The sequence below is a fragment of the Caballeronia sp. J97 genome (assembly GCF_905220305.1).
Lineage (GTDB): Bacteria > Pseudomonadota > Gammaproteobacteria > Burkholderiales > Burkholderiaceae > Caballeronia.
Genome location: NZ_CAJMZL010000001.1, coordinates 15,548 through 27,347, shown reverse-complemented (window position 1 = coordinate 27,347; position 11,800 = coordinate 15,548). Strand labels below are relative to the sequence as shown.

General features: G+C 65.7%; 13 protein-coding genes. 8 read left to right on the top strand and 5 right to left on the bottom strand.

Annotated elements, in window-relative coordinates:
- The first annotated feature begins 2 nt into the window (after window positions 1-2).
- On the top strand, window positions 3-788 hold the full coding sequence (locus U4Y90_RS00135) for a 3',5'-cyclic-nucleotide phosphodiesterase (RefSeq protein WP_321790980.1): 786 nt from the start codon (window positions 3-5) through the stop codon (window positions 786-788).
- Window positions 789-830: 42 nt separating this feature from the next.
- Here the strand turns inward: U4Y90_RS00135 and tehA are convergent, their stop codons facing one another.
- Window positions 831-1,892, bottom strand: coding sequence for a dicarboxylate transporter/tellurite-resistance protein TehA (gene tehA / locus U4Y90_RS00130; RefSeq protein WP_321790978.1), 1,062 nt, complete (start codon window positions 1,890-1,892; stop codon window positions 831-833).
- A 127-nt stretch (window positions 1,893-2,019) separates the two neighbouring features.
- Window positions 2,020-2,289, bottom strand: coding sequence for a hypothetical protein (locus U4Y90_RS00125; protein WP_321790976.1), 270 nt, complete (start codon window positions 2,287-2,289; stop codon window positions 2,020-2,022).
- A 253-nt stretch (window positions 2,290-2,542) separates the two neighbouring features.
- Here U4Y90_RS00125 and U4Y90_RS00120 point away from each other — a divergent pair, with 253 nt between their 5' ends.
- The gene (locus U4Y90_RS00120) at window positions 2,543-3,181 is read left to right on the top strand and encodes a hypothetical protein (RefSeq protein WP_321790974.1); all 639 of its coding nucleotides are present in this window, start codon (window positions 2,543-2,545) and stop codon (window positions 3,179-3,181) included.
- 1 nt (window position 3,182) lies between these two features.
- Here U4Y90_RS00120 and U4Y90_RS00115 read toward each other — a convergent pair whose 3' ends face one another.
- On the bottom strand, window positions 3,183-4,157 hold the full coding sequence (locus U4Y90_RS00115; RefSeq protein WP_321790972.1) for an alpha/beta hydrolase: 975 nt from the start codon (window positions 4,155-4,157) through the stop codon (window positions 3,183-3,185).
- Window positions 4,158-4,281: 124 nt separating this feature from the next.
- Here U4Y90_RS00115 and U4Y90_RS00110 point away from each other — a divergent pair, with 124 nt between their 5' ends.
- A complete protein-coding gene (locus tag U4Y90_RS00110) occupies window positions 4,282-4,602 on the top strand; it encodes a hypothetical protein (RefSeq protein ID WP_321790970.1) in 321 nt (106 codons plus the stop codon).
- Between the two features lie 6 nt (window positions 4,603-4,608).
- Here U4Y90_RS00110 and U4Y90_RS00105 read toward each other — a convergent pair whose 3' ends face one another.
- Window positions 4,609-6,090 (bottom strand): NCS1 family nucleobase:cation symporter-1, encoded by a 1,482-nt coding sequence (locus U4Y90_RS00105; RefSeq protein WP_321790969.1) that lies wholly within the window; start codon window positions 6,088-6,090, stop codon window positions 4,609-4,611.
- A gap of 66 nt (window positions 6,091-6,156) precedes the next feature.
- On the opposite strand from U4Y90_RS00105, the gene U4Y90_RS00100 reads away from it, so the two are divergent.
- From U4Y90_RS00100 to U4Y90_RS00080, 5 genes are all read left to right on the top strand, one after another.
- Window positions 6,157-6,423 carry a hypothetical protein gene (locus U4Y90_RS00100; RefSeq protein WP_321790967.1) on the top strand — a complete coding sequence of 89 codons (267 nt, stop codon included), beginning with the start codon at window positions 6,157-6,159 and terminating at the stop codon, window positions 6,421-6,423.
- 79 nt (window positions 6,424-6,502) lie between these two features.
- Window positions 6,503-7,414 (top strand): YihY/virulence factor BrkB family protein, encoded by a 912-nt coding sequence (locus U4Y90_RS00095; RefSeq protein WP_321790965.1) that lies wholly within the window; start codon window positions 6,503-6,505, stop codon window positions 7,412-7,414.
- 65 nt (window positions 7,415-7,479) lie between these two features.
- Window positions 7,480-8,373: a DMT family transporter gene (locus U4Y90_RS00090; RefSeq protein ID WP_321790964.1), complete on the top strand. Its 894-nt coding sequence runs from the start codon at window positions 7,480-7,482 to the stop codon at window positions 8,371-8,373.
- 495 nt (window positions 8,374-8,868) lie between these two features.
- Window positions 8,869-9,654 carry a hypothetical protein gene (locus U4Y90_RS00085; protein ID WP_321790962.1) on the top strand — a complete coding sequence of 262 codons (786 nt, stop codon included), beginning with the start codon at window positions 8,869-8,871 and terminating at the stop codon, window positions 9,652-9,654.
- A 40-nt stretch (window positions 9,655-9,694) separates the two neighbouring features.
- Window positions 9,695-10,762, top strand: coding sequence for a GGDEF domain-containing protein (locus tag U4Y90_RS00080; protein ID WP_321792504.1), 1,068 nt, complete (start codon window positions 9,695-9,697; stop codon window positions 10,760-10,762).
- A gap of 9 nt (window positions 10,763-10,771) precedes the next feature.
- Here the strand turns inward: U4Y90_RS00080 and U4Y90_RS00075 are convergent, their stop codons facing one another.
- Complete coding sequence (locus U4Y90_RS00075) at window positions 10,772-11,683, bottom strand: recombination-associated protein RdgC (RefSeq protein ID WP_321790960.1); 912 nt, start codon at window positions 11,681-11,683, stop codon at window positions 10,772-10,774.
- Window positions 11,684-11,800: the final 117 nt, after the last annotated feature.

The window sequence follows — 11,800 nt, the reverse complement described above, 5'->3', positions numbered from 1 at the left end:
TCATGAACGTTCGGGTACTCGGCTGTAGCGGCGCGATCAGCAGCGGCGGCGAAGACGCGGGCGACCCGGGCGGCACGACGGCGCTGCTCGTCGATCACGACATCATGATCGATGCCGGCACGGGCGTCGCCGTGCTCTCCGACGACGAGCTCGCGCGCATCGATCATGTTTTTCTCACGCATTCGCATCTGGACCACCTCGCCTTTCTGCCGCTGATGATCGATGCCGTGGGCGATGCGCGCGACGCGCCGCTCACCGTCCACGCGAGCCGCGCGACGCTCGACATCCTTCAGGCGCATATCTTCAACAATCTGATCTGGCCGGATTTCACGCGCATTCCTTCTCCCGATGCGCCGGGCGTGCGTTTCGAAGCGTTCGAGACCGGCGAGCGTTTCATGCTGGACGGACGCACCGTGACGGCGTTGCCCGCGCGGCATACGGTGCCGTCGATGGGCTTCGCGGTATCGAGCGCGCAGGGCTGCCTCGCATTCAGCGGCGATACGACGACCAATCCCGCGTTCTGGGCCGCGGTGTGCGTGTTACCCGGCTTGCGTCATGTGATCGTCGAAACCGCGTTCCCCGATGCGCAGATCGCGCTGGCGCATGCGGCGCATCACTATTGCCCGACGCTCATCGCCGATGATCTGCGCGGCGTGCAGATGAACGCGGAGTTGCTGATCTCGCATCTGAAACCGCCGCACGGCGCGCAGATCCTTAAGGAGCTGCGCGCCGCGTTGCCGCATGTTTCGCTGCGTGCGTTGCGAGCGGGCGAAGTGTTGACCTTGTAATGTCCCGCCGGTCGTCGCATCGTCATTCGGTTGCAGCGAAGCTCAACGCGATGCCGCGACCGCACGCCGTTCGATGGAGCGCACGTTGCCGTTGATCGGCGTGACAGCGGCTCGGCTCGATTGCGTCGAGGGTGCGGCGGCCGGCAGCAGTTCGCCTCGCACCATCGCCCGCACCGTGCCCGCGATCATGAGACCGATCACCACGTTCGCCGCGACGAACGCCACCGGCGCGATCCACGTCATCGGCCCCGTCGCGCCGCGTTCGAGCATGCGGATCGCCATCGTCGGCAATGCGGCCGCGCCGAAGCTGAACGCCCAGTACGAAGGCGTGAACGCATGTTGACGGATCCACGGCACGAGACGCGCGAGCATCAGCGCCTGATAAAGGCCATAGCCGAGCAGCATGTAGGCGAACGTATCCGGCGCGCCATGCGTGATCGCGAGATACGACACGCCTCCGACGACCGGCGGCGCAAGCTGAATGCCGAGGCTCGGACGCAACGCGTCGGGCAGCGGCTCATGCACGGCGGCGCGATGCAGCACGATCGATTCGAGGGCGAGCCATGAGAACACGCCCGCGCCGAACAGCAACATGCCGATCTGCGCGAAGCCGAGTCCCGCCGCCGCGGTTCCCGCGACGAAGCTCGGCGCGACCGTCGGCAGATAGATGGCCGGCGTGGTCTGCTCGGGCTTGCGGCCGCCCTGCCAGAATCGCCCTTGCAGATACGCGCCGAGCGCAAGCGAACTGGCCAGGCCGATTGCGAATAGCGCGATAGCAACGCCGCGCGAGTAAGCCTGCACGGCTTGCGCGGCGAGCATCGCCGACACCGGCACGAGCGCCACGAACGAAGACTGCACCGGATGACGCAGCTCCGCGATGGCCGCATCGCGCGCGACGAGCCACTTGCGCCCATAGGCGGCGAGCAGCGCGACCCAGACGACGAGCGCGCCCGCCGTCAACAGCGCGGGCGCCGCATCGGGAATCATCGTCCATACCCGGGCCGCCGCGCGCCATGCGCCCGCGAGCGCGAGCGAACCGACGGCGATGCCGAAGAACGCGACCGGCATCGGTGCGCGGTTGTTCGTACCGTTGTTGCTGTTCATTGCCCTTCTCCTTGAATTCCGTCGAAAACGCGGTTGCGCTCTCGTTGCGTCGTTGGAGAAAGGTTAGCGGCGAAGGTCTTCCGCGCGAATGTCGCAGCGTCTCGTTGCGCTGCTCGATCGTCTCAAATCACTCGCCGCCGCGCAGCTTCACCGCGATGTCGTGCCAGTCCTGCACCGCGTGCTTCAGTTCGCGGCACAGTTTCGGGTCGAGCGCGTCGAGACGCGACCACAGCCTGTCGAGCGTTTTCTCGCGGACTTCGTACACGGCCGCCGCCGCGAGCTTGCTCGCCCCCGACAGGCGCGCTTCGGCATCGGCGCATTCCATGTACAGATGCGCGAGATGCGGATCGGCCAGCTCGACCGGACGCAGATGAACGGCAGTGAAGCGTGACTTCATGATGGTTTCCCCGGGCTCTCTTTTAGTTATCGACGTGAGTGCTTTCGCATCGCGATTGCGCGACAGTATGACGGGCGCGCAAATGCCCTGACAAGCCAAAACGTCTGCGTTTCGTGCGCTATGGATCGGCAAACGTTTTCGCTTCGACACATGCGATACGGCGCCTGCGAAGCAGTACCATTTCTTCGATGCGGTCAGGCGGCGATCGATCGCATATCGCTCCGATGACGACGAGACAGTTCGTGGAGGCGTCGTGAACGCTTCTCTTCATCCTGTGTGGCCTCATGCAGCGGATATCGTGATGATTCCCGCCGCGCTCGTCGCGCTCGCCGCCGTCGAGATGTTTCATCCGCAGCCGCACGATCTGATGCGGCTCGATGTCAACCTGTGGCTCGCCGTGCATTACGCGCAGATACCGCTGTTCGCGCTCGCGGGCATCGCCGTCGCCGCGCTGGTGCGCGATCTGCACGGCATCGCGCCGACGCTTTGCCGCATCGCGATGTTCGTGTTCGCGACGAGCTATATCGCGTTCGATACGGCTGCGGGCATCGTCATCGGCATATTCGTCGAAGCGGCGCGTGCCTCCGGCGACATGAACGCATGGCGCATGGCGATCGAGACGATCTGGACGCATCCGGTGGTCGGGAGCGCACCGACGCTCGCACTGCCGCTGCTCGCGGCGCTGGGCTCGTCCGCGCTGAGCGTGGGCGCCGCGGCGGCCGCCGTCGCGCTACGGCAGGAAGGACGTTCGTGGCCGCCGCTCGTGTTGCTCGTGATCGCGAGCTTCGGCATCGCGATCTTCAGGACGCATGCTTGGCCGGGCGGCCCGCTCACATTCGGCGGCATGGGCATCGCGGCGGCGTGGCTGCTGTGGGAAGCGCGGCGCGCGTGAATCACTTCGATACGAACGCATCGATATGCCGCGCGAGCTCGATCGGATACTGGAACATCAGCGCGTGTCCGGCGTCCGCGACCACGTCGAGCGTCGCGCGCGGAATGATCTGTTCGAGACGGCGCGCGTTGGCGTCGGCGAGGACATCGTCGTTCGCGCCCGCGACGATCAACGTGCGCACCGGCGAGCGGCGCAACGCATCGGCGGCGGCGGCATCGGCGAACCAATGCGTCATCGCGCGATTCTGCTGGTCCGCGACGGCGTCGGGCACGGGCCGGCCCTTGTAGCCGCGCGGCGCGAACATGTCGCCGACAAAGCACTTCGACGCATCCGCGACGGCATCGGCGGGAAAGAGCGCGCTCATGATTTTCGGGAACGCCTCCGCGCCCGAGCTCGACAGCACGCGCTGCACCTCGGGCGTGAGCGGCACCGCGTCCGGCCCCGGCGGCGCGGTCGCGATCAGCGTGAGGGATTCGACCTTGCCGGGGACATCGAGCGCGAGCCGTTGCGCGATCATGCCGCCCATCGACCAGCCGACTACGTTCACGCGGGAAAGCTTAAGGCCCGTGATGACATCGGCGGCATCGGCGGCCATGTCGCGGATGCTGTAGCCGGGGCCGTAACGCCCTTCGATCGGCATCGAACGTCCGACGCCGCGGTTGTCGAACACGATGACCTCATGATGCTTCGCGAGTTCGCCGAGAAAGTACGCATTCCATTCGCCGAGCGTCGCGCGATAGCCCGTGATGAGCAGCAGCGGCGTGCCGCGCCCGAATCGCGCATAGCCGATCGGGCCGTTCCTGCCCTGCACGGTTTTCACCTGCAAGGCGGGATTGCCGTCCGGCCGGGCGGTCTGCAAGCCGCAGAGCTGGTTCTGGCCGAAGGACACATCGTCGGCGAACACGGGCGAAGCGTTCGACAACGCGGCGACGGCAAGACACGACGACACGGCACGGACGAAGGGCGTGATCATCATGGCTCCGGGCGGGTTCGAGAATATCCGGCGGAAGAAAAAGCGCGACGCGCCGACGACAGCGGGGAATAATAGGCGGCGGATCGCGCACCTTCAACAAGAGCTTAAGAAAAAGGAGTTCAGGCAGATGAATCGATTCTTCCGCTCGTGCCTTGTTCCCGCCGCCGCGTTCGCGCTTGCCGCGTGCAGCACGCCTGTCGAGTTCTCGGCGAGCGCAAACCCGCCCGCATGGAACAACGACGGCGACGCCGATTTCAGCGGCATGGACAATTCGATGTCCGCGTGCAAGGCCGCCGCGAAAAAAGCCGGCGCGGGCCGTTGCACGCAGGTGCGCGCCTATGAAGCGTGCATGAAGGACAAGGGCTATATCACCGTGCTCGGGCCGGAAAATCCGCCGAACTGCGGCCAGCCCGAATGGGAGCAGGACGTGCGCAAGTGGCTCAAATGAAGCCGCCTATTTGCGGTTCCCCATGCGCATGAAGACGACATAGAGCAGCGCGCCCACCGCCGCGCCGATCAACCAGCCGAGATTGTTCGGCGGCAGCAGCTTGAGCATCTGCGTCGACAGTTCCCAGCCGACCGAGATCACGCCCGATACGATCAGCGCGGCGAGCCCGACCTTGTTCCAGCCGCCGTCGTAGTAGAAGCGTCCGCCGGGCTGCATCGTGTAGAGCTCGGCGGTTCTCACCTGCTGGCGCTTGACGAGGTAGTAGTCGGACATCATCACGCCGTACATCGGCGCGAGCACGGCGCCGAACACGGACACGAAAATCGTGATCGCCTTCGGGCTGTCGACGAAGATCCACGGGCACACGAGCACCGCGAGTATCGATGCGATCAGGCCGCCCTTCTTGAAGTCCACGTGCTTCGGAAAGAGATTGGCGATGTCGTACGCCGGCGACACGAAGTTCGCGACGATATTGATGCCCATCGTCGCGATGATGAACGTGATGCTGCCGATCGCCACCCACACTTTGTTTTCGATGCGCGAGACGATCTCGACCGGGTCCATGATCATCGTGCCGAACACCTTTTCGCTGCCCGCCGTGACGATCACGGTGATGATCGCAAACGCGACGAAATTGAACGGCAGCCCGAGGAAATTGCCGATCTTCATCTGCCGCTCGCTTTTGGCGAAGCGCGAGAAGTCGCCGAAGTTCAGCAAGAGCGCGGCGAAGTAGCTCACGACGAGCAGGATCGCGTTGACCATCGCATGCAATTGCTCGTCGCCGTTCAACACCTTGCCCGAGAGCGTGAGATTCAGGCTGCCGAGTCCCGCGCGATAGAGAATCCATCCCATCAGCACGAACATCACGACATACACCGCCGGTCCGCAAAAATCGATGAACTTGCGGATGATCTCCATGCCGCGCTGAAAGATGATGAGCTGCAACAGCCACATGAACAGGAAGCTCACCCAGCCGAGCATGTCGAGTCTGAGAAAGCTCGTGTCGCGCCATGCGGCGACGGACGGAACGAACAGCAAGAGCAATGTCGCGACGGCCTTCGACGCGAAATACGTCTGCACCCCGTACCACACGATGCCGACCACGCCGCGAATCAGCGCGGCGAGATTCGCGCCCATCACGCCCATCGAGACGCGCGCCATCACCGGAAACGGAATGCCGTGCCTGAGGCTCGGCTTGCCGACCCAGTTCATCAGCACATAGACGATCAGAATGCCGATGGTGAGCGCGAGCAGCACCTGCCATCCCGAGATGCCGAGCAGGAAGAGGCTCGCGGCGAAGGTATAGCCGCCGACGCTGTGCACGTCCGACATCCACATCGCGAATATGCTGTAGCCGGTCCAGGTGCGCTTCGCGCGCGGCACGGGCGCGAGATCGTGGTTGTAGAGGCGTTCGTCGGCGTTGACGATTTCGGCGTCGGCGCCGAGCGCGGCGGCGTCGGCGGCGGAGGTTGCGTGGGATGCGGCCATGATGTCCTCCAGTGCCTTCGACGGGCCCGAGTTATGCACCTAGAGTAATCCATCAAAACGCGAAACGTGAAACCGCGTGTGCTGCGCGGCGGCACGTTAAAGTCCGGCCGTGCGCTTGCCGTTATGGTGATCATGAGAAAAAAACGCCTTCACGCCCGGGACATGAACAACGCCTTCGCCGCCGCAGCCGAGGCGCTCGCGCTCTTTTGCCGGCTGCGCAACGTCGATGCGGCCGACCTGCCGGCGCGCGAAGTCGACATCATCCTCGATCTCGCGTTCGAGGAAGCCGCACAGCAGGCGGCCGCACGCAGCGAGGCGCGCCGGCCGGGCTGAGGCGGCATCGGGCCTGCGCCACGGGTGCGGATCTTGCTCGTTTGGCAAGGATACGCAGCGTTCGCGCCGCGGAGGTTCCATGTCGAAGATTCTCGGCCCCGTGCTGGGCCCGCAGGTGAGAAGCGTCGCGCGCCATCCGTTCGACTTCGCGATGCGCACCGTGAAAGCCTTTCGCGCCAATCAGGGCTTGCTGCTCGCGGGCGCGGTGGCGTACTACGCGCTGCTGTCCATCGTGCCGCTGCTGATCTTGATGGTGATCGTGCTGTCGAAATTCGTCGGACAGCAGGAATTGCTCGATACGCTCGCGCATCTGCTCGAATGGCTCGTGCCGGGCCAGGCGCGCGCGATCGTGCGCGAGCTCGCGAATTTTCTCGCCCATCGCGCGGTGCTCGGCTGGCTTCTGCTCGTCACGATGATCTTTTTCAGCTCGCTCGCCTTCACCGTGCTGGAAAACGCGATGTCGGTGATCTTCGTGCATCGCGTCGCGATCAGGCGGCGGCACTTTCTGCTCTCCGCGCTCCTGCCTTACTGCTACATCCTGTTTCTCGGCGTCGGCATGCTGATCGTCACGCTCGTGTCGAACGGCCTGCAAGCGATGGGCAGCAACAGCATCGATCTGCTCGGCGTCGAGGTCTCGCTCAAGGGCGTGTCGCGGCTGCTGCTCTATCTGCTCGGCGTCGCGGGCGAGATCTTCGTGCTGACATCGATCTATCTCGTGATGCCCGTCGGCAGGCCCTCGCTGCGGCTCGCGCTGCTCGGCAGCGTGACGGCCGCCGTGCTCTGGGAAATCACGCGGCACGTGCTCGTGTGGTACTTCGCGACGCTCTCGCAGGTGAGCGTCGTCTACGGGTCGCTGACGACGTCGATCATCGTGCTGTTCAGCCTCGAAGCGCTCGCGACGCTGCTGCTGTTCGGCGCGCAGGTCATCTCCGAATTCGAGCGCTTCGGCACCGCGAGCGATGTGCCGCCCCAACCCTTCACCACGGATTGAAGCAGCGCAGCATGTCATCGGAACGCGTGTGCGCTACAGTGATGCGCCCCCGCCGAGCGCCGCCGATGTCCAAAATCACCTCCGATGCCGCCTCATCCTCGCCGTCTTCGCACGGCGCGCGCGTTGTCGTGCTCACTGTCATCGCCATGCTCGCCTTCGCCGGCAACTCGCTGCTGTGCCGTCTCGCGCTCAGAGGCACGCCGATCGAGGCCGCGAGTTTCACGCTCGTGCGCATCGGCTCGGCGGCGCTCGTGCTGTGGATCATTCTGCTCGCGCGCGGCGGCGCGGATCGCCGTGACGCGCGCAGCGCCGGAAGCTGGGCGTCGGCGCTCGCGCTGATCGTGTATGCGGTCACGTTCTCCTATGCGTACGTTCAGCTCGCGGCGGGCACCGGCGCGCTGCTGCTGTTCGGCGCGGTGCAGGCGACGATGATCGGCTACGGCATCGCGACCGGCGAGCGCCTTGCACCGGCACAATGGCTCGGCCTGCTGCTCGCGCTCGCCGGTCTCGTATGGCTCGTGCTGCCGGGGCTCGCCGCGCCCGAACCGGTGTCGTCGTCGCTGATGGTTACGGCGGGCATCGGCTGGGGCGTCTACTCGCTGCGCGGACGCGGCCAGTCCGATCCCGTCGCCGCGACCGCGGGCAATTTCCTGCGGGCGCTGCCCTTCGCCGTCGCCGTGTCGGCGTTCGCATTTGCGCACGCGCGCTTCGATATCGCCGGCTTCGCCTACGCCGCCGCATCGGGCGCGCTGACTTCGGGGCTCGGCTACGTCGTCTGGTACGCGGCCCTGAAAGGACTGAAGCGCGCCACGGCGGCCACCGTGCAACTGAGCGTGCCGGTCATCACGGCGGCGGGCGGCGTGCTGCTGCTCGGCGAGACGCTCACGGCGCGGCTCGTGGCGAGCTCGGCCGCGATCCTCGGCGGCATCGCGCTCGTCGTTTTGTCCAGGCGGGGATAACCGGGTGTTGCCCGCGTTCCACGTTCGCGGCCTCGCGTCATTCGTATGTGCGCAATCTCACATACGCGCGGGAACTTCCTCTGAAGAATGATGCATGCACGGCACATCAAACCAGGGCAGGAACGAAGAATGCTGTAATAACTGCCGAACCTGCCTCGCCGTTTCATGGCGCGATGCGGTGTAATCGCCGTGCACCGGCCGTCCGGGCGTCGCCTGAGCCCGCTTTGCCGCGCGTGAAGCGCGATGATCCGCGTCTTGGTATCGACGCGTCATCGCTGCCCCTGATTGTGGCGGTGTGTGGTGCGAGTTACATTGTTTGGCAAAAAAGGGCCGGCAGCGGATGCTGAACCGGCACCCGGCTGTTACGTCCGACGAAGCCGCATCGCGTTTATTTCTTCATATGATGGGACGCGCGAGGTGAAGCACCGGGCCGAGCGCGCGCCGTGCGTCCGCGCTGGTCCGCTGTCTGACGAATACGTTCTGGAGAGCGCTGTCATGCCTCAGCACGCAAAGCTACCCGAAGAGAGCATCGCGGAACGCGCGAGTCCTGCGAATGATCCCACTGTCACTCACTTGCCCGAGCCTGCAATCGATTTCGATGATGACCGCGGCCCCATGCGCGCGCCGCTGCGCTTCGGGCGTCTCGCGCTGTGGATGGCGTCGGCCACCGCGCTCGGCATCGGCGTGCTCGGCACCGTCGCCTACGGCATGTGGTTCAACCACGACCAGCGCGTCTATGCCGAAGCGATGGCGAGCGCGCGCCGCACGCTCGGCATGGACCAGCCCGCGATCGCCGCACAAACGCAATCGGCGGGTGTCGTGGAGACGCCGCTGACGCTGCCCGGCAACGCGATGCCCTACGCGTCGAACGACGCGCCCGCGCCCGTCGACACCGCCTCGCTCGCGGACAATGCGCCTACGCCCGACGCCACCGACGAGATCACGACCGCCGATGCCGGCACGGATGGACAAGCGCAACAAGCGTTACAGGCCGACGGATCGCCCGTCGCGCCCGTGCAAAGCGCCGCCGTGCAACGCCGCGGCAATCCGTCGGCGACACAGCGCGTCGCCGCCGATCGCGTCAATCGCGGCGATCGCGGCGATCGCGGCGATCGCGGCGATCAATACGCGCAGGCGCGCAAACGCCAGACACAGCAGGCGCAACAAGCGCACGCGAAACCCGAAGGCGGCCTTTTCGCCCGCATGGGTGCGTTCTTTCATCGAGTGAGCTATCGACACAATGTCCCGAACCGTCAGCGAGAGGAGTATTCCCGTCCCTGAGGGGACGCTGGCGAGCCGCGTGCGGCGCGCGCTCCAGCGCGTGCGCGTGCCCGGCCCGGCGCCGCTCGCGGGCGCCGCGTTGTTGCTGCTGCTGATCGGCCTGCTCTTCCTGGCGCTGCAGGTTCGCGCGATCTTCTCGGCGCAATTGCAGCAGGAGTATGTCGGGCTCGTGCTCGAAGCGGTCGAGCGCGCCGACACTGCCCGCGCAGCCGCGCTCTCCCTGCAGAACACGCCCCCCGACGATACCCGGCATCAGACCGCCTATCGCGAGGCGCGCATCGAGCTGGCCGCGCGGCTTGCGGCGCTGCGCGCGCTGGTGTCGTCGAGTCCGATGCCCGCGCCGTCCCTGCCCTTCGCCGTGCTCTCGCCCGCCGCCGCGCTGGGCGAGGCGAGTTCCGCGCTCGATTCGACCTACGCCTGGTGGCGCAACGAACGCGAACGCGCGACCAGCGACGTGCGCGAGCGCATTCTGAGCGTGTCGCATACGCTGATCGCGCTGTCTGCGATCGTGTTCGGCGTGCTCATCACCGCGCTCGGCATGTATGCGAAACGCAATCGGCAGCTTCTCGGCATTTCCAACGAGTTCGAGCAGGCGTCGCTGCACGATCCGATGACCGGCCTGCCCAACCGCCGCAAGCTCTTCGCGGCGCTGGAGGAAGCGGCGAACGCGCTCGCGAGCGGCGCGCGCGGCGGGTCGGCGCGCATCGCGGTCCTGTATATCGATCTCGACGGCTTCAAGCGCGTGAACGACACGCACGGCCACCGCATCGGCGATGAGTTTCTGATCGCGGTGTCGCGGCGTTTCCGTCAGGCGGTGCGCGGCGGCGACCTGGTCGCGCGCATTGGCGGGGACGAATTCGCGCTGCTCGTGCGCGAGTTTTCCAGCGATGGCGAACTGGCCGTGATCGCACAGAGAATCATCGCGTGCGTCGGCGAAACCGATGCGCAGATGGGGCTGTCGATCGTGCGCGCCAGCATCGGCATCGCGAGCTTTCCGGATCGCGTCAACGATTACTGGCGGCTCGTCGCCGCTGCCGACGACACGATGTACACCGTCAAGCGCAACGGCAAGAACGGCTACGCGTTCGCATCGGCGCCGTCCGCGTGAGGCCGCGCTTTACGCGGCGGCGCGCAGGTCTTCTTCGCCGCCCAGTGCTTCGGTCAGATCCGCCAGCATGCGCGCGAGTTCGCCCGTCATCAGGATGAAGTCGGATTCGAAGCGTTCGTCGTCGTTCGCCGCGGTGGGATCGGCGGCTTCCTTGATGACGTCGAGCGCGCTCACGCGCTTGAGCGTGAGCGATGGCGTCAGCACGTACGACACGCGGTCGTTCCACGTCATCGCGAGCCGCATGCACTGCTTGCCCGCTTCGATGTGGCGGCGCATGTCTTCCGTTTCGAGCGCGTGACCGACGTAGCGTACCGTCGCGTTGCCTTCTCCCGTCGAGCGCAGTTCGGTGTCGCGATCGAGCGTGAAGCCGGCGGGCGCATCGCCAGACAACAGCCATTCGGTCATCGCGGAAACGGGCGAGCGCGCGGTGCGCACGCTCGCGAGCGGCAGATCGGTGACGGACTTCACCAGCAAGCCGATGATGTCGTCGCACAGAGTCGCCGACGACGAATCGATCGCGAGCCAGCCGTTCACCGGATCGATCCACACGCGCGTATCGCGGCGAATGCTGAAGGCGCGCGGCAGGAGTTCGTCGGTGATCTGTTCCTTGAGCTCTTTCATCTGCTTGCGACCGGGTTTGAAGCCCTGCTGCTCTTCGAGCTCGGCGGCGCGTTCCTTCACGAACTGCGTGACGACCGATGCGGGCAGAAGCTTCTTCTCCGCACGATAGGCGATGAGCATCTGACGGTTCGCCGTGTAGGCGAGTTCATCGCCGCCGCGCGGCGGGACCCAGCCGCGCCGCTCGTTCTCGATGCTCGACGCCGCGCTGAAGGCGAGCGGCGCGAGCCATTGCTGAATCTGCTGCGGCGTGACGGACCAGTGTGCGGGGAGACGATGAAGCTGGAGGTTCTTGAACCACATGGCGCGAGATTTCCATGGTGTCGGGAGGGGGCGCCATTCTATACGACAGGGATTGTCACGCTGTATCGCGATCGAAGAAACGGTCGCGCCATTATACGGCAATGCCGTATAATGGCG

What these genes read in the sequence shown, in the direction of transcription:
- tehA (WP_321790978.1), bottom strand. Translation starts at nt 1,892, where the DNA reads ATGAACAGCAACAACGGTACGAACAACCGCGCACCGATGCCGGTCGCG.
- U4Y90_RS00075 (WP_321790960.1), bottom strand. Translation starts at nt 11,683, where the DNA reads ATGTGGTTCAAGAACCTCCAGCTTCATCGTCTCCCCGCACACTGGTCC.
- U4Y90_RS00115 (WP_321790972.1), bottom strand. Translation starts at nt 4,157, where the DNA reads ATGATGATCACGCCCTTCGTCCGTGCCGTGTCGTCGTGTCTTGCCGTC.
- U4Y90_RS00090 (WP_321790964.1), top strand. Translation starts at nt 7,480, where the DNA reads ATGTCCAAAATCACCTCCGATGCCGCCTCATCCTCGCCGTCTTCGCAC.
- U4Y90_RS00095 (WP_321790965.1), top strand. Translation starts at nt 6,503, where the DNA reads ATGTCGAAGATTCTCGGCCCCGTGCTGGGCCCGCAGGTGAGAAGCGTC.
- U4Y90_RS00135 (WP_321790980.1), top strand. Translation starts at nt 3, where the DNA reads ATGAACGTTCGGGTACTCGGCTGTAGCGGCGCGATCAGCAGCGGCGGC.
- U4Y90_RS00085 (WP_321790962.1), top strand. Translation starts at nt 8,869, where the DNA reads ATGCCTCAGCACGCAAAGCTACCCGAAGAGAGCATCGCGGAACGCGCG.
- U4Y90_RS00110 (WP_321790970.1), top strand. Translation starts at nt 4,282, where the DNA reads ATGAATCGATTCTTCCGCTCGTGCCTTGTTCCCGCCGCCGCGTTCGCG.
- U4Y90_RS00125 (WP_321790976.1), bottom strand. Translation starts at nt 2,289, where the DNA reads ATGAAGTCACGCTTCACTGCCGTTCATCTGCGTCCGGTCGAGCTGGCC.
- U4Y90_RS00105 (WP_321790969.1), bottom strand. Translation starts at nt 6,090, where the DNA reads ATGGCCGCATCCCACGCAACCTCCGCCGCCGACGCCGCCGCGCTCGGC.